This is a genomic window from uncultured Barnesiella sp. (assembly GCF_946496565.1).
GTDB classification, from domain to species: domain Bacteria; phylum Bacteroidota; class Bacteroidia; order Bacteroidales; family Barnesiellaceae; genus Barnesiella; species Barnesiella merdigallinarum.
The window spans coordinates 31,904-52,906 of record NZ_CAMMHD010000005.1; the positions used below are offsets into that span (position 1 = coordinate 31,904).

A 21,003-nucleotide genomic window follows, 5' to 3' on the forward strand; every position below is an offset into this window, starting at 1 on the left:
AAGCTGTCACCCAACAGCTCTCTCTTCGACATTCTGCGTAAAGCCTAACCAAACAATTTTACCGGCATACGAGCTATGACCCAATAAGTAGTTCATATACCGTATTCGTTTATGGCCTTTTGCAGAAAAAAAGTAAACCGAAAATTCCCCTTCTTTGTTATAACCCCATCTCGTCGCGGCTCATGAAATACAGAGCCTGATAAAAAATAAAAAGCGTGAGCCCGATGGTTTATCCTATTCGAGGTCCAGCAAAAACCGTAGGTGGATAAAACAACCGGCCCACGCTTGCTTTATGTAACAAGCGCAGGCATTTAGTTGTCAATTACCCCACCTAAGAGAATTTTGCTGATTCCGAATAGAGGTAATTTTCTAAACGCTTATATTTTCAATATTTTCGTCAAAGATATTCTTTTTCTGTTAAATAGTCCAAGAGCTCCCCACACTTTAACATTTCAGGTTTATATGTTTTTTAGAATATAATTGCTCCCCGCCTCATAAAAGTTAGCTATTTTTGTACCCTTATGAAACGTATGGAATCGAACAAACGAGTATTGATAGGCATGAGCGGAGGCATAGACAGCTCTGCGGCCTGCATGATTTTACAGGAACAGGGCTACGAGGTCGTAGGGCTCACGATGCGCATGTGGGACCTGCCCCGCCACTTTCCCCGCGAAGGACAGACCATCCCGCAGTTTGCCCTCGAGGCCCGGGAGCTGGCCGAGAAAATCGGCATCGAGCACCACATCCTCGATGTGCGCGACGAGTTCAAGAGCTCCATCATCAAAGGCTTTATCGACGAATACCTCAAGGGCAACACCCCCAACCCGTGCGTCATGTGCAACCGCCTGTTCAAGTGGCACTACCTGTTGCAGGAGGCCGACCGGCTGGGCTGCTCGTGGGTGGCGACCGGCCACTACGCCCGCATACTCGACCGCGACGGCTACCGGGTGCTGGCCCGGGGCGTAGACCCGAAGAAAGACCAGTCGTACTTCTTGTGGCGGCTGGGGCAGGAGGAGCTCTCGCGCACCATCTTCCCGCTGGGTGGAGTCACCAAAGAGGAGATCAAGCGCTATGTCGAGGGCAAAGGATTCCACGAAAAAGTCGAGAAAAAGGAGAGCATGGAGGTCTGCTTCATCCCGGGCGACTACCGCGACTTCCTGCGGGAGCAGTTGCCCGATCTGGCCCAACAGGTGGGAGGCGGATACTTTGTCGACTCGACCGGCCGCAAGCTGGGACAGCACAAGGGCTTCCCCTTCTATACCATCGGGCAGCGCAAAGGGCTCGAGATTGCTCTGGGCAAACCCATGTTCGTCACCCGCATCAACCCGATCAAGAATACCATCCGGCTGGGCGACCGCGACGAGCTGCTCACCCGCCGCATGGTCATCACCGATGTACTCGAGGCAACACCCGGCATACTCGAATCGGCCGGCCCCGTCGACGTGCAGATACGCTACCGCAGCAATGCCATACCGGCCACCCTGCAAAAGGGCGACACTCCGGGCGAATGGCTCGTCTGCTTCGAGAGCGACGCCTCGGCCGTCACGCCGGGACAGTCGGCCGTCATTTACAGCGACAACACCGTCATCGGCGGCGGCATCATTGCCGACCAACGATTGTTGAAAAAATACAAGGAATGAAACTACGTCTACTCACCCTGCTCGTCGTGCTGGCCACGCTCCTCGGCAGCGAGGCTCAGGAGTGGCATTACCGTCTGTGGTTCAGCAACAAGGGAGAGTCGGGCTACTCTCTCGACAGACCCGATGAGTTTCTGTCGGCCCGGACTGTAGCCCAACGCGAGAGGTGGGGCATCGCCATCGACTCGACCGATCTGCCCATACCGGCCACCCGGCTGCAACAGCTGTCGCAACTGGGCGGTCGCATCCTGGCCGTGTCGAAATGGCTCAACACCGCCACCATAGCCCTGACCGATACCGCCCTGTTCGGCAACATCGAGCGGCTGCCGTTCGTCGCCCGGTACGACTACCTGGGTTCGCCCGTGCAGAGCAGCAATACCGTGAGGCCCCGACAAAAGCAGGTAGAAGAGACGGACGACACCACCTACGGCGATGCCGCCTGGCAAATCGCCCTGCACAACGGCGACCGGCTGCACCGGGACGGATTCCGGGGCGAGGGGATGACCATCGCCGTCATCGACGGCGGTTTCCTCAATGCCGACCGAAACCCGCGCTTCGACCCCGACCGCATCGTCGGCTACCACGACTTCATCGACGACGAAATGGACTTCCGCAACGGCAACGCCCACGGCTCGTCGGTACTCTCGACCCTGCTCACCAACGACAGCAACTACTTCGTCGGCACCGCTCCGCAAGCCTCGTACTGGCTGCTGCGGTCGGAAGACACCGACACCGAATACCCCACCGAAGAGGACTACTGGGCCACGGCACTCGAATATGCCGACAGCCTGGGCGTCGATGTCGTCACCTCGTCGCTGGGCTACACCGGTTTCGACGACCCGCGCTTCAGCCACACTTGGGAGCAACTTGACGGCCGCACCGCCTACATCTCACAGGCTGCCGCCCGGGGGGTACGGAAAGGACTGCTCATCGTCGTGAGTGCCGGAAACGAAGGGGGTGGCGACTGGAAGAGACTGACCGTGCCCGGCGATGTCGACGGGCTCCTCACCGTGGGGGCCGTCACCCGGGAGCGGCAACGCGCCTACTTCTCGAGTGTGGGCCCCACCGCCGACGGACGCATCAAGCCCGACGTCGCGGCATTGGGTGCCGGAGCCGCTACCATCGACCCCGACGGGAACCTGCTGCAGAAAGACGGCACCTCGTTCTCGACCCCCATCATCGCAGGGCTCACCGCCTGCCTGCGGCAAGCGTTGCCCCACCTCTCGGCCCGGGAGATTATCGATCTCATCCGGCAAAACAGTTCGCAATACCTCACCCCCGACAGCCTGCTGGGATACGGTATCCCCGACTTCCAAGCCGCCTACCGCCAAGGCTCGGGCACCGAGACCATCCGCACCGGCCAGACTCCGCTGCAACTCACCTACCGGGAGGGCAGCCCCGTCGTCACCATTGGCCCGCTGCCGCCCGACGAGAGCGAAATCGCCCTCGGCATCTACGACCTGGAGGGGGCGTTGCTGCAGGAATACCGTCTGCCCGAAGGGGCCGAACTGGACCTGCACGATTTGAAGAAGGGAATATACCTGCTGTCGGCCCGCGGTCGGCAACACAGTTGGACACAAAAGATACAACGGTTATGACCGAAGCACGAAAAGAGTTATCGCTGTTCGAGCTGAATGCCCGTGTGCGCGACGCCCTGCAAGAGGCGTTGCCCGAACGCTACTGGGTGCGGGCCGAGGTGAGCGAAGCCCGCGTACACCCCTCGGGCCACTGTTACCTCGAGCTTATCGAGAAAGAGGAGGCCACGGGACGAACCATCGCCAAGGCCCGGGCCACGATATGGGCCTCGACCTTCCGCCTGCTGCGCCCCTGGTTCGAGCAATCGACCGGGCAAATCTTCACGGCGGGCATCAAGATACTCATCTCGGTGAGCCCCGTCTTTCACGAGCTCTACGGCTACAGCCTCACCATCCACGACATAGACCCGGCCTACACGCTGGGCGATGCAGCCCGCCGGCGGGCCGCCATCCTGCAGCAACTGCGCGACGAGGGGGTGGCCGACATGAACAAGGAGCTCGTCTGGCCGGCACTGCCGCAGCGCTTTGCCATCATCTCCTCGCCATCGGCCGCCGGGTATGGCGACTTTATGAACCAGATTCAGAACAACCCCTACGGGTATAAAGTATACACGGCGCTCTTCCCCGCTTCGATGCAGGGCGAGCAGACCGAGAGCTCCATCATCGAAGCCCTCGACCGCATTGCCTGCCACGAAGAGCTCTTCGACGGGGTGGTCATCATCCGGGGCGGCGGTGCCACCTCCGACCTCAACAGCTTCGACAGCTACCCGCTGGCCGCCAACATCGCCCAGTTCCCCCTGCCCGTCATCACCGGCATCGGCCACGAGCGCGACGATACCGTCATCGACCTGGTAGCCAATACACGGGTCAAGACCCCAACCGCCGCGGCCGAGTGGATTATAGCCCGCCTGCACGAAGCCGACCTGCACGTGGCCGGCCTCTCCCTGGCCGTGAGCGACGAAGTGCGCAACCGCATCCTGCGCGAGAAGCAGACCCTGCAACGCACCACCTCGTCGCTGCCCCTGCTCATCGAGCGACGCATCGCGGGCGAACGGCACAAGACGGCAATGTGGCTCGAGCAGATACGCCACGCCCTGCGCTCCCGCCTCGACGCCGAGCGCAACCGCCTCGACACGATGGAGACCACCGTCACGCTGGTATCGCCCCAATCGCTGCTGCAACGGGGCTACAGCCTCACCCTGCACCACGGCCGGGTAGTCAAGAGCATTGCCAACGTCGCCCCGGGCGCAACCCTCGAAACCTTGCTGGCCGACGGCTCCGTCACCAGCCGGGTCGAAAACATCCAACCTTCGAAAACAAAATAGATACCGATATGGCCCAGAATACCGAACTCTCCTATGCCCAGGCGATAGCCGAGCTGGAGAAAATCGTCACCAAACTGCAAAACAACGAATACGAAATCGACGAGCTGCAAAAGTGCACCGCCCGGTCGCTCGAACTGCTCAAGTTCTGCAAGTCGAAACTCTTCGAGACCGACGAGGCCCTGCAGAAAATCCTGAACGAGCTGAACGAGTAGCCGACCCGTCGGCCGCCCGGCCCAGCGCCCCACATAGAATATATGCGGGGATATAGGCTAAATCAAAAAAAATGTTTAATTTTGTCGCGTTTTTCAACGATATGAATATGACCGAAAGAAAAGTACGGGTGCGTTTCGCACCAAGTCCCACGGGCCCCCTGCACATTGGCGGAGTCCGTACCGCTCTCTATAACTATCTGTTTGCCAAGCAACACCACGGCGACATGATTTTTCGCATCGAAGATACCGACTCCCAACGGTTCGTACCGGGAGCCGAGGCCTACATCATCGAAGCCCTCGAATGGCTGGGCATCCACTTCGACGAAGGGGTGAGCTACGGCGGCAACTACGGCCCTTATCGCCAATCGGAACGCAAAGAGATCTATCGCCAATACGTAGACCAGCTGCTCGAAGCCGGCAAAGCCTACATCGCTTTCGACACTCCGGCCGAGCTCGATGCCAAACGTCACGAAATACCCAACTTCCAATACGACGCCTCGACCCGCATGCAGATGCGCAACTCGCTCACGATGAGCAAAGAGGAGGTCGACCGGCTCATTGCCGACGGCACCCAGTACGTGGTGCGGTTCAAGATTGAACCGGGCGAAGACGTGGTAGTCGATGACCTCATCCGCGGCAAGGTGACCATCAACTCGTCGATTCTCGACGACAAGGTGCTCTACAAGTCGGCCGACAACCTGCCCACCTACCACCTGGCCAACATCGTCGACGACCACCTGATGCTCGTCTCGCACGTCATCCGCGGCGAAGAGTGGTTGCCCTCGGCCCCGCTGCATGTACTGCTCTACCGCGCCTTCGGCTGGGAAGATACCATGCCCCGCTTTGCCCACCTGCCGCTGTTGCTGAAACCCGACGGTAAGGGCAAACTGAGCAAACGCGACGGCGACCGCCTGGGATTCCCCGTATTCCCGCTCGAGTGGCACGATCCCAAGACGGGCGAGGTTTCGTCGGGCTACCGCGAGGCCGGATACCTGCCCGAGGCTGTCGTAAACTTCCTCGCCCTGCTGGGCTGGAACCCCGGCAACGACCAGGAAATCCTGTCGATGGACGAGCTCATCCAACTCTTCTCGCTCGAGAAGTGCAGCAAGAGCGGCGCCAAATTCGACTACGAAAAAGGCAAATGGTTCAACCACAAATACATCCAGGAGAAGAGCAACGAAGAGCTCACGACCCTCTTCATGCCCATCCTCAAAGAGAAAGGCATCGAAACCGACCCCGCTACCGTGGCCCGCATCATCGGACTGGTCAAGGGCCGTGTAAGTTTCGTCAAGGAGCTGTGGGACCAGGCCGCCTTCTTCTTTGTCGCTCCCACCAGCTACGAAGAGAAATCGGTGAAGAAACGCTGGAAAGAGGATACTCCCGCCATCATGCGCGAGCTCATCGAGATACTGCGCAACCTCGACGACCTCTCGTCGGCTCATGCCGAGAAAGTGGTCCTCGACTGGATCGAGCGCAACGGCTACCACCTGGGCAACGTGATGAACGCCTTCCGGTTGGCCGTAGTAGGTGAATGCAAAGGCCCCCACATGTTCGACATCACCGAAATCATGGGCAAAGAAGAGACTATCAAACGCATCGAGAGAGCCATCGAATACCTGGGTTGATGAATCGTCGCTGCACACATACGCTACTGCTCGTCGCCCTCGTGGCCGCCCTGCTCCCCGCCCGGGCGCAGGAGGTGGCGTGGAGTGTCGACATGACCGCCTTCTTCGACAACCGGGAGTACAGCTACTCCAAGGTCGAGTCGCAAACCTTCTTCGGCACGCGGCTCTCGCCCGAGATAGGCTTGCGTATGGGCAACAGCTCCATCATGGCCGGCGCCTCGTGGGTACAGCCCATCGACGGCTCTACCGACCATGCCCGCATACACCCCACGGCCTACTACCGGTACCAGTCGTCGAGGTTCCGCATGTCGATGGGTATGTTTCCCCGCACCCAACTGCTCGAGAACGTACCGGCCATCCTGCAATACGATTCACTCACCTACTTCCGCCCCAACATCGCGGGTGCCCTGTTCCAGTATGTGCACCCCAAGGGCTTTGCCGAGCTCTATGCCGACTGGCGGCAGGTACAGACCGAGGTGAAACGCGAGGCCTTCATGGTGGTCTTCAACGGACGGTGGCAACCCCTGCCCTACCTCTTCGCAGGCGGGCATCTGGTGATGAACCACCTGGCACGCCCCCGAAACTCGGACGACCGCTACACCGTGACCGACGACCTCATCGCCAGCCCCTACGTGGGTCTGGACCTCACCCCCTGCACCCCGCTCGACACGCTCACCCTCAAGGTGGGCTACCACGTCAGCCTCGAGCGGCTGCGCAACGTGGGCACCTGGCACCACCCGCAAGGCATCCTCATCGACCTGTTGGCCGAGTGGCGGTTCCTGGGGCTGCGCAACACCTTCTACAAGGGGGGCGCGCAAATGCCGTTCTATCCCCAGTTGGGCGCACAGCTCAACCAGGGCGACCCCTTCTACCAGTCACCGACCTACAACCGCACCGACGTATATGCCTATATCTTCCGCAAGAGCTACCTCAACTGCATGGCCTCGATCAACGTGCACTACACACCGGGGCACTGCGACCTGCAACAACAGCTCATCGTGCGGTTCTATCTCGACGACCAGGCCTGGAAAGACCGGGGGCAGACAAAGAAACGAGAATATCTGAAAAACATCTTGTAAACCCGACAAGAGAATTTTTGGTTGGCTATGAAATGTATCTATAATTTTGGAATATATTGCTACAAACAACTGGTCGCTCTGGCCGGCATGCGCAACGCCAAGGCCCGCAAACTGACGCAGGGGCAGAAGGGTATCTTCGACTACCTCTCCCGCAAGGCCGACCCGCAGGGCGGATACCTGTGGATACACGCCTCGTCGCTGGGCGAGTTTGAGCAAGGCCGCCCGCTCATCGAGGCCATCCGCAAGGCGCGCCCCGAGACCCGCATCCTGCTCACCTTCTTCTCCCCCTCGGGATACGAGGTGCGCAAGAACTACGAGGGGGCCGACCTGGTGTGCTACCTCCCCTTCGACCTGCCGGGCAACGTGAAGCGTTTTCTCGACCTCACCCGCCCCACCGAAGCCATATTCATCAAATACGAATTTTGGGCCAACTACCTCAACGAACTGAAACGGCGGAACATCCCCACCTACATCATCTCGGCCATATTCCGGCCCAAACAGGTATTCTTCCGCTTCTACGGCGGCTACTTCCGCCGCATCCTGCGCAATTTTACCCACCTCTATATCCAGAACGAACAGTCGCGCCAACTGCTGGCCGGCATCGGCATCACCAACGTATCGGTGGTGGGCGATACCCGCTTCGACCGCGTGAGCGACATACGGCGCTCGGCCAAGGAGCTGCCCCTCATCGAGCGCTTCGCCCAGGGCAAAAAGGTACTCATCGCCGGCAGTTCGTGGCCCAAGGACGAGGAGTTCCTCATCGACTACTTCAACCGTCGCGACGACATCAAGCTCATACTGGCTCCGCACGAGATTCACGAGTCGCACCTGCTCTTTATCGAGAGCCTGCTGAAACGCCCCGCCCTGCGCTACACGCGGGCAACCGAGGCCGAGGTGACCGCGTGCGACTGCCTCATTGTCGACTGCTTCGGGCTGCTCTCGTCGATCTACCGCTACGGCACGCTGGCCTACGTGGGCGGCGGGTTCGGTGCCGGCATCCACAACATTGCCGAGGCGGCCGTCTACGACCTGCCCGTCATCTTCGGGCCCAATCACCAGCGGTTCAAGGAGGCTCACGAACTGATAGCCTGCGGCGGCGGATTCGCCATCGCCTCGAGCGAGGAGTTCGACACCACGGCCGACCGTCTGCTCGACAACCCCGAAGCCCTGGCCACTGCCAGCCACAACGCCGGCCACTATATCGCCTCGCACACGGGCGCTACCCGGCTCATCCTGAAAGATCTTTTCGGTATCGAAGCCTGACACTACCAGCAAAAGCCATCGCCCCGCCTGCCGACAGGCGAGGGAGAGCGGACCATGCCCGCATTGCTACGCCTCGGTGAGCGAGTCGATAAGCCCCTCGCAGGCATCTTCGAGCACATTCAGCACATTTTCAAAACCATCGGCCCCGCCATAATAGGGGTCGGGGATACAGTCTACCGGATAGTGTCGGCAATAGTCGGTCATGCGCTGCACCTTGGCCGTCTGCTCGGGTGTATCGGCCATCGACCGCAACGTGTCGATGTTGCGATCGTCCATACCCAGAATGAGGTCGAAACGGTCGAAGTCGTCGGGCCGCACCGGGCGGCTGCGATGTTCCAGCAGATACCCCCGCCGGGCCGCATGAGCCCGCATGCGAGGGTCGGGCAAATCGCCCGCATGACCACCGTAAGTCCCGGCCGAATCGACCTCGAAACAATCGGTCACCCCACGCTCGCGCGCCAGGTGCAGAAACACCCCCTCGGCAGCCGGCGACCGGCAGATATTCCCCAGACATACAAACAAAATCTTGACCGGTTTCTTTATCTCTTCCTTTTTCATTGTGTCAGTTATTTGAGTCAATAGATGCTGCAAAATAAATAAAAAGTGGGCGAACCGAGGGGAAGGTATGACATTTTCATTAAAAAAAGAAAGTTTCTTCCCGAAACGCTTTTACTTTCAAGAGCTATTTTATATTTTTGTTATTCCTTAACCAAGGCACTCAAAACGAAAGATATAGCATACGAGAACTCTAAAAATTATATCTATGAAGAAAAATTACTTTTTACGCACAGCTATCTTATTAGTAACGCTGTTATGTGGAATGAATGCAGGTTGGGCCGACACCTATACCAAAATCTCCACGCTCGACGAACTGACCGATGGCAAGTATGTGATTGCCTATGGTACAACTTGTGCAATGAACAATACGAATGCAGGTAAATATTTCAATCCAACCGATATAAGTCCTGTTGACGGTTCTATTCTCAACCCCGACGCCTCGATTGTTTGGGAAATAAAAACGACCGAGACCGGCAGCACCATAAGTAACGGTGATATTTTTGTTTACTGCTCGGGCGAAAAAAATGTTCCTGCCAAAGCATGGGCCGACGGAGACAATAAGTTTTACTGGACCTTCACAGAATCGGATGGCGAATTTATAGCAAAAAGCGTAGGTTCATCAACTGTATTGTATTTGAAGTACAACCCCTCAAGTCCTCGCTTCACGACTTACAAATCGGGACAACAAGACCTGACTCTCTACAAGCTCGAAGAATCGGGTAAATCGAATCCCAACCTGGCCTTTACTGGCATCACGGGCGATGTAACCAAACAGCTCTCCGAGGGCAGTTACAGCAGTGCAGCCACCTCGGCTTCCGACGCTGCCATCGTATATAGCAGCAGCAACCAGGAAGTGGCCACGATTGCTCAAAACGGTCTCGTTACACTGGTGGCCGGCGGTACGACTACCATCAAGGCCGAAGTAGCCGAAACGGCTACCTACGAAGCCTCTTTCGTAGAATATACCTTGACTGTTGTTGACCCGGCTATGATCAAGACCTTTGCCAAAGTGACCAGCGGTGCCGTAACCGATGGCAAGTACATCATCGTATACCAGGATAGTGACGATGCTACCTCGGTAAAAGCCATGAACACCACCAACGAGAAGAGCTACTTCATGTATACCGACGTTGACCTTACCGACGGTAAAATCGTAACCGACGACCAATCGATTATCTGGGACATCACCACACAAGCCAACGGCAGTATGTCAATCAGCAATGGCGACAATATTTTCGTAGGTTACAGAGGTAGCGGCAACAACGCATACATCTACGAAGCATACACCGAAAAGAATTGTGATTGGACATTCACGTTTGCCGATGGCCTCTTCACATGCACAAACGGTTCCGTAACAGACCGTCAGCTCCAATACAATACCAATTCACCCCGTTTTGCCTGCTACACCGGCAGCCAGAAGAACCTCACCCTCTACAAACTCGACAGCGGCAAACAAGCCGTAACGGTAGCCTTCAACGAAGTTAACGGCGACAAAGAGGTATTCTTCACCGAGAGCTTTACCTACAACAGTGCCGCCACGGCTACTCCCGAGCGTCCCATTACCTACAGCAGCAGCAACCAGGAGGTGGCTACCATCAGTGCCGAAGGTATCGTAACGGTAGCAGGCCCGGGTACCACGATTATCAAAGCTACCACCGAGGGCGATGACTCCTACGAAGAGGGTGCCGCTCAATACACCTTGACGGTACGGGCTGCGTCGGTTACGCTGCCCTACTCGACAGACTTCAAATCGGGTCTGGGCGAATGGCTCACCTATGTTACCTACGGTACGACCGAATGGGGTTCGACCTCTTACGGTGCACAAGCCAACGGCTACAACAAGGGCGACGGCGAGACTTTCCTCGTTTCTCCGGCCGTAAGTGCCTCCAGCATCGTGCTCTCCTTCGGTAGCGAAGTGGCTTTCAATGGTCCTGACGCTCAACTCTTCTATTCGAGCAATTTCGACCCCAGCACCATGACGCAACCCGCCGAGGCTACCTGGACCGAAATCACCGACATGGCCACTTGGGCTTCGTCGCAAGAGACTACCCCCTCGGGCGACATCGAGTTGAAGAATCTCACCGCTCCTATCCGCTTCGCTTTCAAATACACCTGCTCCGAGGCCGAAGGTGCTGCCCGCTGGACCATCACCGACCTCAGCATCAAAGAGGGTGTAGCTTCGGGTATCGAAACGGTAGAAGCCAACGGCATGAAGATCATCAACGGTAAAGGCCAGGTAACCATCGAAACGGCCGAGGCTGCCCACGTTGCCATCTATGCCCTCACCGGTGCACAAGTTCGTCAACTCGACCTCGTTGAAGGCACCAACGTCGTAGAATTGCCTGCCGGCATCTACGTAATCGGTCACCAGAAAGTAGTGGTATTCTAATCGAATACAGCAATCGATCATCATACACAGGAGACGGGCTCGCGCCTGTCTCCTTTTTTTATACCCACCCGCCGACCTCATCGAGCCCGCCATCTTCGGGGCAGTCTCATTTTCTCACCCTCGCGGAAATACCATACCTTTATCCTCCGACAAAAAACAATACAGTATGGTAATTGCATATTTAAGAATCAGCACCAGCAGACAGCACCTCGACAACCAGGCCGACGAAATCAGACGTTTTGCCCGCTCTCGCGACATGAACATCGACCGGTGGGTAACCGAGATTGTAAGTGGAAAGAAAGACCAACGAGAGCGAAAACTCGGAAGGGTAATCAGACAGTTGAAACCGGGCGACACCCTTATCGTAACCGAAATCTCGCGATTGAGCCGTACCCTCACCGAAATCATGGCCATCATGGGCCGATGCCTCGAGAAGCAAATCACCATCTACTCGACCAAAGACGGCTATGCCTTCGACAACACCATCAACAGCAAGGTGCTCTGCTTTGCCTTCGGCCTTGTGGCCGAAATCGAACGTAACCTCATCTCTATGCGAACCAAAGAGGCGCTGGCCCTGCGCAAGGCCGAAGGGGTAATCTTGGGCCGCCGCAAGGGGAGCATCACCAAATTGCGTCTCCTCATCGACCACGAGCCCGATATTATCGAGCGGCTGGCCCGAGGCGAGTCGATTCGCTCGATATGCCGGGGATACGGTGTATCGACCGACACCTTTCTCAAGTTGCGCAAGCTGTCGCCCCGGGTAGAGTGCGCCTTCCGCTACAAACGGCTACCAGCCCCCGAATAAACCGGGGGCTGTACCCGTATACCCGGATACAGCCCCCTCGTGAGAAATGGTCTAATCGTCTATTTAAAGTTCAGTCGTATCTTATTTCTTCAGCATCTCCAACAGCAGCACCGGCTCGTTGGTGGTGATATAGTCGGCCTTGTGGTCGATGAAGTATTGCAGGTCTTCGGCCTTGTTGACCGTCCACACATTCACGGTGAGGCCCAGGAGGTGTGCCTCGTCGATCCATTGCGGATTGGCTTTCAAAACCTTATAGGCATAGTCGAGGCCGGTATAGCCCAACTCCTTGAGTTCGGCCGGGGTCTTGTCGCCGTTGAGATAGGCCACCTTGGCCTCGGGCGCCAGCTTTATCAGTTCGGTCCCCACCAGGTTGCTGAAGGCAATATACTCCACCTGCGCCTCCATCTTCTTGGCCTTCACCATATCGACCACCTTCCGGGCCAGTTCGATATTGCGCTCGGGAGTCGACTGGGTTTTCAGCTCCAGCACCAGAATCATGGGAGCCAGTTTCTTGCCGGCATCGAGGTAAGCCTCGAGCGACGGGAGAGTCTCGCCGTTTTTCAGTTTCGAACGGGTGAGCCGGTCGAAATTGCTCTTCTCGATCTCCAGCCCGTCGAGTGTATGGGCATCGTGATTGACCACCAGCCTGCCGTCGGCCGTGAGCCAAATATCCAGCTCCGACCCCCAGCAACCGGCCTCATGAGATTTTTGCAACGAGGTGAGCGAATTTTCGGCCGAGCCTTCGCATTTCCAGTACCCCCGATGCGCTACGGCATGGGTGGTGTATTGGGCACAGACACTCTGCGATATTGCCAGCAACAGGGCAGCCGCCATAAAGAGTTTCGATTTCATAGTTATCTCACGTTTTTATTGGGTTTATAACTTGTTCAAGGTTTCATATTCTCGGCATTGGTCCTTATCTCGAAGAGAGCCGTCTTGAAATCGACCTGCGTATCGCGCACATCGTTGCAACGGACGATAAGGGCCCCCTCCTTCTCCCAATACGACTTCACGGTGTGGCCGTTCATGGGACCGTCGGCTTCGCCCCGCACGGTTACATCGTCGGGGTTGACGACAATCTTCAATCCCCGCGATTCGTTGAGCATGTCCATATCGCCCCGACTGTTCCCCCCCACAATGAGGGGCACCGCCTTGATGTAGGTAGGTATCACCTGTGCCTTACCGTCGTCCTGAGGTATGGGCATGATAATCTCGTCGCTCATCACACCGTTCTTCACCACCCCCTTCACGCCCAGTACATGCGTCACGGGGATACCCAACTCGTCGGCCACAAAGCGCTGATAGAGGAACTCGGGCGAGGCGGTAAGAATCCATACTTCAAAGCCAAACTCCTTCAGATTGGCAATCAAGGCCTTCATCTCGGGATACATTTTCCCCTTATAAGAGCGCATGTAGCAGTCGTAACCGATTGTCGCAATCTCCTCGGTAGTCATGCCGGCGAAGAAATGGACCCGATCCTCGACATAGGGTTTGCCCACGTTGTTGCCATCCTTCACCATGCGGTCGATAATCGCCATCTTCTGCCGGGCCAACCGGTCGGTGCGCTCCCGGTAATGCGTCTGGGCATAGGCATAGAGAGCCTCGTCGGCCAGATAGTAGGGGGCTTGCCCGAATACGGTACCATCGCAATCGAAGACGGCAACCTTGCGGTCGGTAATCGAGAGAGTCGTTTGCAGAAACTCCTCTATGCGTTCATTCGTCTCGGCGGGCCAGGTCGAAATGGGCCGATAGGTTTGAGCCGACAACACTGAGACTACACTCACGGCGAGTATTACCCAGGTTTCACGCAGCCGACTCAATCGGGGAAAATCTATCCTCTTCATATAATTATCATCGGTATGGTTTACAACATCGACAAATATACAAATTTTATTCTTCTCCACGGTTTTCAAAGGGGAAAATTTCGAAACAAAAAGCAAATTAAAAAATCAGAAATCGAAAGGAAACGAAAATTTAATATCTCTGTAATCTCCCTGTCAACAGACAAAGCAACCCAATGCCCCGGACAATCGCCTCGAATATTACGAAAGGCGATAAAACCGGAACGATAATTCCGAAAATTTTATTTTGCTGATAATAAGATAGATACGAAAAATTATGAAAAATTTTTTCAGCACAGGTAGGGGGATTTTCAAACTCCGGCGTTATAAGGTCAAAATCACATAGCTAAGCGACCCACACGGGAAAGCAAAAGCAGCCGGCTTCCCACCACGCACAACGCGGAGAGAAAAAACGGCTCACTATTTACACAACGAAAAAAATTAACAAATTATGAAAATCAAATTTATTGCATTACTTTTGTGCGCAGCCGTAAGCAGCAACGTAGCAAAAGGGCAAGAAACCACCCATAACACCCAGTCTATGCCCCGCCACGAAATACGCCTCTCGGCCAGCGACGGACTCACACTCGGACTTGCAAACGTCTTTGGCATGGGCTTGAGCGACGCCGTAACAGGCAGCAAGCGCAGCGACGAAAAATCGAGCCTGGTATACAGCCTGGGTTACAGATACTCGATTGCCCAATTCAGAGTAGGTGCCGACCTGGGATTCGTTCAATCGACCGGCAAGCTGACCCTGATTGGCGAAACGGCTCCCTCACTGAAAGAGAAAGACCTGAACTTCATGCTGTTGCCCACGGTCGAATTTGTATACTTCAAACGCGGTGTCGTTGAACTCTACGGTGGTGCTGCCGCCGGTGTAAATCTGGTGAACCACACCGAAAAGAGCCTGAACCAGACGGCCGCCAGCAACGCCAAGAAGAGCGACCTCTCTACCACCTTTGCCTACCAGGTAAACCCCATCGCCCTGCGAGTTGGCAACCAACGCATCGGTGGATTCCTCGAAGCCGGCCTCGGATACAAAGGCTTTGTGACCGCCGGCGTAAGCTTGAGATTCTAATCACCCCATAACCTGCGAGTGCTACCCATGCGAGAGACCAGAAAAGAAACCTTCAAGTCCCTGTTCCAGAAACACTATCCTCGGCTATGCCATATAGCCTATGGATATGTGCTGGACCGAGACGACTCGGAAGACATTGTACAAGAACTCTTTATCAATGTCTGGGACAAAGGGAAAGATACCTTGCCCGAGAAAGAGTTTGCCGCCTACATGACCACTGCTATTCGAAACAACTGCATCTCTTTCCTGCGCAAGAAACAGGGCGCCTTCGTTTCGATCGACGACTATCCCACTGCCGCCATCGACACGCCTGATGAAATCTATGATGAAGCCGACGAAGCGAAATCGCCCGACAATCTCCTGCAAGTAGCACTCGCATCGTTACCTCCTAAATGCAAAGAGGTCTTTTTACTGGCCAAACTCAAAGGTATGAAATACCGCGAGATTGCCGAGAAACTGAACCTTTCGGAGAAAACCATAGAGAATCAGATGACCCGGGCTATCCGACTCCTGCGCACCTATGTAGCCGAAAACAACGCCTTGCGCATGGCCCTTATCTCAATCGTTTTATCAATCTTCTTAAACTGCATGTAAAATGGGAAATCACGACGACATAGACGAACTGTTGGCCAAACACTTCGCTCACGAACGGCTCACCGCCGCCCAGCAGGCCAAACTGGATCAATGGAAAGCTGCATATCCCGAAGAGAGCCAACGATTGCAACGGCTTATCGAGATGCCTATCTTCAGCGACACCTCGTTCAAGGTCGATACCGAAAAAGCCTGGGCCAAAGTAGAACCGCAACTCAAGGAGCACTCCCTGAAAATCGGTCGCTTCTCGCACAAAGCCTGGTTCTACTCCGCTGCCGCAGCCATTGCCCTCATACTGATAACTACCTGGATGATACTCTCTCACGAGACCGACACCCAAACCGTACGCTACGCCGATATAACCCAAACCGAAAACGTTCTTTTGCCCGATGGGTCGGAGGTTACCCTCTATCCCCATGCAACCCTGGCATTCCGATATGCCGACGACGGGACCGCCCGTCAGGTAGAGCTCACCGGGAAAGCGTTCTTTCACGTAAAAAATCGTGACAACGCCCCCTTCAAAATCTCTGCCGGACAGATGACGGTCGAAGTCCTGGGGACTTCGTTTCTCGTCGATGCCGCTCACGACAACAAGTCGGGCGTGTTTGTCGAGAGCGGACGGGTGAAGGTCTCTACCTCATACAACAACGTCATTCTGGAAGCCAACGAAAAGGTCGAAATCGCCGACGACCAGATGACACTGGGCCTGATCGAAGACCCCGCCTCCTTCTTCGGGAGGGGCGACTCGGTACTGGTTTTCAAAAACAGTCCCATCGCCACGGTGGTCCAGGAGGTGGAAAAACAGACCGGTGTAAAAATAGAGCTCGGTAAAGGGCTCGACCGAAACACGGTCACCACCAAAATCAACGTGAGCGAGCGTGAGAGCATAGCGGCCGAACTGGCTTTCGTGTGCGGCTGCCAATGCGACACCCTGGAAAAGGGGCGACACTACAAACTTTATTATGAGTAAGTTACAATTCTTATTCTCTATAATAGCACTACTTTGGGTTCATTCATCGTTAGGTGAAATTACAAAAAGACCCGTTGCGATAGCAGAAGAGCGGATATCAGTCTCCGCCTCTTCTGCTTCTGTGTTACAATGGTTCGAGCAAATCGAGCAGCAGTGCGACATCACCCTCTCGTACAACCCCTCGTCGATCGACCTCGACCGGGTGTGCACCTTCAAAACGGCAGGTGTCACCACCGTGGGGAAACTGCTGAAAGAGCTCCTGCGGGACTACCGCTTCAAGACCATCGAGATCTCACCCCGCAAACTGGTCATACAAATAGGCGAAGAGAAGTTCTTCACCCTCTCGGGTACCATCAGCGAAGAGGGAAGCAGCGAAAAGCTCTACGGAGCCATCGTCTCGCTTTACGACGAAAACGAACGGAAACAGTACACCCTCTCCGACGAAAACGGCCGATTCAGACTGCCGTTGCCCGAAGGGAGTTACCGACTCTGCATCACCTGCATGGGATACGAGCCTTATGAACAGACGATTGTCGTCGACCGCGACCTGACCTTGCAACCCCAACTCAATGCCCAGCTCTTCGAAATCGAAGAGGTCACCGTGAATTCGCGCAAACTGAGCAACTCGCTCGACGAACTGGCTCCTTCGAGCATGCTCTCGTTCAACAGCAACGACCTCTTTTCGCAAATCTGGATTCTGCCGGGCGTGACCGGCATACCCACCGGCAACAACTTTCTGGTCGACGGAGGCGGATACGACGAGAACCAGCTTCTGCTCGACGGCGTGCCCGTATACCACCCGGGGCACCTCAACCTGATGCTGCCCGTATTCAACGGCGACGCCGTGAAGAATATCGTCTTTCACAAAGGGTTCTTCCCCACCAAACTCGAGGGGAAGCTCTCGTCGATTACCGAAATAAACCTCAAGGACGGCAACAAACAGGAGCACATGCGCACCCTCTCGCTCGACATGCCGGCCGCCTCGATCATGCTCGAAGGCCCCATACTCAAAAACAAACTCTCCTACCTGGTGAGTGCCCGGCGCAGTTGGCTCGACCTGCTCGACGAGTTTTTCTCCGAAGAGGACCGCCTCAACCACTCGACGCTCGACTTCAACGCCAAGTTGTCGTACGACATCTCGCCGTCGAGCTCGCTCAAGGCTCTGGCTTACCATGCGCAAGACATCTACCGCATGCCCGTCGGCCCCAAAGAGAAGATTACGGCCATGCGCTGGAACAACCAAATCTACCAGCTCGCCTACAACTTTTCGAAAGGGAAATTGAGCAACACCACCTCGCTCTTCTACACCTCACACGAAAATGTGGCGCATGCCGGAATACTGGGTTTCGAAACCGCGACACGCAGCTACATTCACAGCGGCATCAAGTCGATGAACGTATCGACCGAGTTCACATACAGCTACGACAACATCTACACCACCCGTTGGGGAGCCAAATATGCCCACGAGGTCTACGACCTGGCCATCCTGGGCGACACGGTACGTGTGCGCCACGAGCCCATCGACCAATTCTCGATTTTCTACGACAACCTCATCCGCATCACTTCGCAACTATTCACCCAGGTGGGAGTCCATTTCATTGGCTATCTGCCCGAGAAGCACCGCGACTATTACAGCATCCAGCCCCGCTTCTCGCTCAAATACTCGCCGTGGACCAACGACCTGTTCTATCTCAACTTCTCGCGCATGGAGCAGTTTTACCACTACCTGCGGTTCAACACCTTCTACATGCCCACCGACTTCCGGATGCCCAGCATCGAGTCGTACAAACCACGCTCGTCGGAACACTACGAGGCGGGGTGGAAACACAACCTGCGCAACGGCGCCCTTGAGCTGTCGGCCTACTACAAGACCCGCCGCAACATCGTGGCCCTGCGCCCCGAGACCTTTGTCGAAGATACCGAGTGGGGCAACTACATCATGACCGGCAACGGCGACAGCTACGGCATCAAATGTTATTTCTACAACTACTGGCGGCACTGGTTGCTGCAACTCTCCTACACCTATGCCCGCAGCCGCGAGTGGTTCGACGAACTGAAGGCCAACGGGAAAATACCCTCGCTCTACGACATCCCCCACCAATTGAGCGGAGCCGTCACCTACAACCTCAACAGCAGCTCCTCCTTCTCGTTGGGCGGACTGTTGAGGTCGGGCAAGATACTCGAAATCGACGAGACAACTTTCGACCCCTTCCCCATCGAGCAGTTCCACACCCGGCGGGCTCCGCTCAACTACCGGGTAGACGCCGGCTATTCGTTCAAGAAAAATTTCGGGGACGACAAATTGCTGCTGCTTCGCGTAGGACTCTACAACATCGTGGGCAACCCGCCCGAAGAGGAGTTGCTCGACTTCTACTCCGTGCACTGGCCCTACAACTGCATGCCTTACGGGAGCATCAGCTTCAAGTTCTGAACAGGCAAAAAAAAATTCAGCTCCGGGTCTCGGGCTGAAATCAAAAGAGAGTCACAAACCGGCCACGGCACAAAACTCTCCCTGCGGGGAGGGCAAGAGCCGGTGCGACCGGTTACCAAAACTTGTTCTGGCTGGGGTTGTATTCAAAACCCGCACTGCCCAACTTGGCCACCAGGTCGGCCTTGCTGATGTGCATGTCGTCGCACAGCGCATCGAGCGAGGCATAGTTGTCGCGCAACTTGGTGTTGATAAACGAAAACAAGATCATCGGATCTTCGGGTAAGGTATTCATAATCTATTCCTTTCTGTTTCGGGGTGCAAAGATAGCAATTTCCCCCACAGGTGATACAAGAGAGCGGGAATAAAAATCACCACCCCGCCCCTTGCATATCGGCCGGGCCGGCAGCCGGGCCAGCGCCTCACTCTCCCGTCGGAGGCGTGTGGGGCAACCGCCCGTCCTCGATTTGCATCGTCTGCATCTGGCTCTTCGACACGCCGAACTTGCGGCCGAACGCGGTCCAATAGTACGTCGAGGCCCATATAAACAACCGCTTGCTCAGCGGCATGGTGGCCTGTATCGTGCGGTATTCCCCCCGGGCTACCGACCGTGCCAGCCGCTTGATGGCCCGCACGGCTACATACTTGAAGGGTGTACCCAGAATGGCCTCGCCGCTGCCCAACTCCAGAATAGACCCCAACCGATAGCCGTTCTTCCGGCAGTAGAGGCGCATCATCTCTATGGCAATCTCGTTCTGGGTATACTCCAGAAAACCACAGTTAATCAGGATGGAGACCACCGGCTTACGTGCGGGTGGACAGCTCTCCAGCACCTTCAGAAACTCGAGGAACCCCACCGGCAGGGCATCGGCATAGAGGGGGAAGACAAAGAGCACATCGGTATACCCCGCCATCTGCTCGCACAACTCGCGATGATTGCGTCTGGTCAGGTTGAAATAGACCGTCTCGGCCGAGCAGTATTTCATAAAAAGCTCGGCATATCGCTTCGAATTCGACTTCGGAGCCCGGGGGCTGCCGTTGATAATCATTACTCGTCCCATAGTTCCACAATGTTTTTTACACAGTTTTCCAACTCGGCTTCGGAGGTGAATATCACCTCGTGACTCTCGAAGCTCATATTACTCGCATTGCGGGCTACCAGCCGACGGAAGAGAGCCTGCTCCTCGGCATCGATGTCGCCATAGGCCACAATCGTAGCCCGCTTGGGCACCACGGCCCGCTGCACATGGTGCGTCTCGCCCTTGACGATGCGGATAAAGGCCTGCTGCACCGGGATAGCCCGCTCGAGCATGCGCTTCATCACCGTATCGTATCCGCCGTAAATCATCCGGCTCACATAGAGCACCCGGTCGCTGGCGGCAATATAGGGATAGACCCGGGTCGCATCGTCGCGCATCACACACTTGCCCGGCGTACGGGTCCAGCATCCGAAGCAGCCTGTACAGTTGGCTATCTTCAGCGACGAGAGGTCGATATACTTTATTTCCGAATGGTCTCGAATGTTCAATCGAATAGGTCGGTCACTCATAATCAGTTTCATAATCAATCGTTTTAAGGGTCAATACGCCACAGCAATCTACCGGCCAAATTTATATTGGTTCTAAATAATCCCCGAATTGGGTGGCAAAAATAGGCCATTTCACCAC

At 55.8% G+C, this 21,003-nt stretch carries 19 protein-coding genes; 13 read left to right on the forward strand and 6 right to left on the reverse strand.

Annotation, left to right across the window (positions count from 1 at the left end; all coding sequences use genetic code 11):
* The first annotated feature begins 530 nt into the window (after positions 1 to 530).
* The 7 genes from mnmA to Q1K76_RS03815 all read left to right on the forward strand — a co-directional run bounded on the left by mnmA (position 531) and on the right by Q1K76_RS03815 (position 8,676).
* Positions 531 to 1,640 (forward strand): tRNA 2-thiouridine(34) synthase MnmA, encoded by a 1,110-nt coding sequence (mnmA, locus tag Q1K76_RS03785; protein ID WP_300131303.1) that lies wholly within the window; start codon positions 531 to 533, stop codon positions 1,638 to 1,640.
* Positions 1,637 to 3,235, forward strand: a complete 1,599-nt coding sequence (locus Q1K76_RS03790; RefSeq protein ID WP_300131172.1) for a S8 family serine peptidase — start codon at positions 1,637 to 1,639, stop codon at positions 3,233 to 3,235. Before mnmA ends, Q1K76_RS03790 begins: the two co-directional genes overlap by 4 nt.
* Complete coding sequence (gene xseA / locus Q1K76_RS03795; protein WP_300131174.1) at positions 3,232 to 4,497, forward strand: exodeoxyribonuclease VII large subunit; 1,266 nt, start codon at positions 3,232 to 3,234, stop codon at positions 4,495 to 4,497. The genes Q1K76_RS03790 and xseA overlap by 4 nt, the downstream gene beginning before the upstream one ends.
* Before the next feature lie 8 nt (positions 4,498 to 4,505).
* On the forward strand, positions 4,506 to 4,709 hold the full coding sequence (gene xseB, locus Q1K76_RS03800) for an exodeoxyribonuclease VII small subunit (protein ID WP_087409573.1): 204 nt from the start codon (positions 4,506 to 4,508) through the stop codon (positions 4,707 to 4,709).
* Positions 4,710 to 4,816: 107 nt separating this feature from the next.
* Positions 4,817 to 6,334, forward strand: a complete 1,518-nt coding sequence (gltX, locus tag Q1K76_RS03805; protein ID WP_300131177.1) for a glutamate--tRNA ligase — start codon at positions 4,817 to 4,819, stop codon at positions 6,332 to 6,334.
* A complete protein-coding gene (locus tag Q1K76_RS03810) occupies positions 6,334 to 7,413 on the forward strand; it encodes a hypothetical protein (protein ID WP_087409574.1) in 1,080 nt (359 codons plus the stop codon). Before gltX ends, Q1K76_RS03810 begins: the two co-directional genes overlap by 1 nt.
* Positions 7,414 to 7,440: 27 nt before the next feature.
* Positions 7,441 to 8,676 carry a glycosyltransferase N-terminal domain-containing protein gene (locus Q1K76_RS03815; RefSeq protein WP_300131180.1) on the forward strand — a complete coding sequence of 412 codons (1,236 nt, stop codon included), beginning with the start codon at positions 7,441 to 7,443 and terminating at the stop codon, positions 8,674 to 8,676.
* A gap of 66 nt (positions 8,677 to 8,742) precedes the next feature.
* Here Q1K76_RS03815 and Q1K76_RS03820 read toward each other — a convergent pair whose 3' ends face one another.
* Positions 8,743 to 9,219, reverse strand: a complete 477-nt coding sequence (locus tag Q1K76_RS03820; protein ID WP_300131305.1) for a low molecular weight protein-tyrosine-phosphatase — start codon at positions 9,217 to 9,219, stop codon at positions 8,743 to 8,745.
* A gap of 277 nt (positions 9,220 to 9,496) precedes the next feature.
* Between Q1K76_RS03820 and Q1K76_RS03825 the strand changes: the two genes are divergently transcribed.
* Together Q1K76_RS03825 and Q1K76_RS03830 are read left to right on the forward strand one after the other, a co-directional pair.
* Positions 9,497 to 11,623, forward strand: coding sequence for an Ig-like domain-containing protein (locus Q1K76_RS03825; protein ID WP_300131182.1), 2,127 nt, complete (start codon positions 9,497 to 9,499; stop codon positions 11,621 to 11,623).
* 166 nt (positions 11,624 to 11,789) lie between these two features.
* On the forward strand, positions 11,790 to 12,428 hold the full coding sequence (locus Q1K76_RS03830; protein WP_300131185.1) for a recombinase family protein: 639 nt from the start codon (positions 11,790 to 11,792) through the stop codon (positions 12,426 to 12,428).
* Between the two features lie 81 nt (positions 12,429 to 12,509).
* Here Q1K76_RS03830 and Q1K76_RS03835 read toward each other — a convergent pair whose 3' ends face one another.
* Both Q1K76_RS03835 and Q1K76_RS03840 read right to left on the reverse strand, forming a co-directional pair.
* Entirely contained in the window at positions 12,510 to 13,280 is a 771-nt protein-coding gene (locus Q1K76_RS03835; RefSeq protein WP_300131188.1) for a glycerophosphodiester phosphodiesterase family protein, read from the reverse strand.
* Between the two features lie 35 nt (positions 13,281 to 13,315).
* Positions 13,316 to 14,272 (reverse strand): haloacid dehalogenase-like hydrolase, encoded by a 957-nt coding sequence (locus Q1K76_RS03840; RefSeq protein WP_300131191.1) that lies wholly within the window; start codon positions 14,270 to 14,272, stop codon positions 13,316 to 13,318.
* Positions 14,273 to 14,720: 448 nt separating this feature from the next.
* Here Q1K76_RS03840 and Q1K76_RS03845 point away from each other — a divergent pair, with 448 nt between their 5' ends.
* From Q1K76_RS03845 to Q1K76_RS03860, 4 genes are all read left to right on the forward strand, one after another.
* Complete coding sequence (locus Q1K76_RS03845) at positions 14,721 to 15,347, forward strand: hypothetical protein (RefSeq protein WP_300131194.1); 627 nt, start codon at positions 14,721 to 14,723, stop codon at positions 15,345 to 15,347.
* A gap of 27 nt (positions 15,348 to 15,374) precedes the next feature.
* Positions 15,375 to 15,941, forward strand: coding sequence for an RNA polymerase sigma-70 factor (locus Q1K76_RS03850; RefSeq protein WP_300131196.1), 567 nt, complete (start codon positions 15,375 to 15,377; stop codon positions 15,939 to 15,941).
* Position 15,942: 1 nt separating this feature from the next.
* Positions 15,943 to 16,908 carry a FecR family protein gene (locus Q1K76_RS03855; protein WP_258327981.1) on the forward strand — a complete coding sequence of 322 codons (966 nt, stop codon included), beginning with the start codon at positions 15,943 to 15,945 and terminating at the stop codon, positions 16,906 to 16,908.
* A 121-nt stretch (positions 16,909 to 17,029) separates the two neighbouring features.
* A complete protein-coding gene (locus Q1K76_RS03860) occupies positions 17,030 to 19,339 on the forward strand; it encodes a TonB-dependent receptor (RefSeq protein WP_241147868.1) in 2,310 nt (769 codons plus the stop codon).
* A 112-nt stretch (positions 19,340 to 19,451) separates the two neighbouring features.
* Here the strand turns inward: Q1K76_RS03860 and Q1K76_RS03865 are convergent, their stop codons facing one another.
* From Q1K76_RS03865 to Q1K76_RS03875, 3 genes are all read right to left on the reverse strand, one after another.
* The gene (locus Q1K76_RS03865; RefSeq protein WP_025279088.1) at positions 19,452 to 19,631 is read right to left on the reverse strand and encodes a DUF4250 domain-containing protein; all 180 of its coding nucleotides are present in this window, start codon (positions 19,629 to 19,631) and stop codon (positions 19,452 to 19,454) included.
* A 127-nt stretch (positions 19,632 to 19,758) separates the two neighbouring features.
* Positions 19,759 to 20,397, reverse strand: a complete 639-nt coding sequence (locus Q1K76_RS03870; RefSeq protein WP_087409583.1) for a hypothetical protein — start codon at positions 20,395 to 20,397, stop codon at positions 19,759 to 19,761.
* A complete protein-coding gene (locus tag Q1K76_RS03875) occupies positions 20,385 to 20,897 on the reverse strand; it encodes an NAD(P)H-dependent oxidoreductase (protein ID WP_300131200.1) in 513 nt (170 codons plus the stop codon). The genes Q1K76_RS03870 and Q1K76_RS03875 overlap by 13 nt, the downstream gene beginning before the upstream one ends.
* Positions 20,898 to 21,003 lie beyond the last annotated feature (106 nt).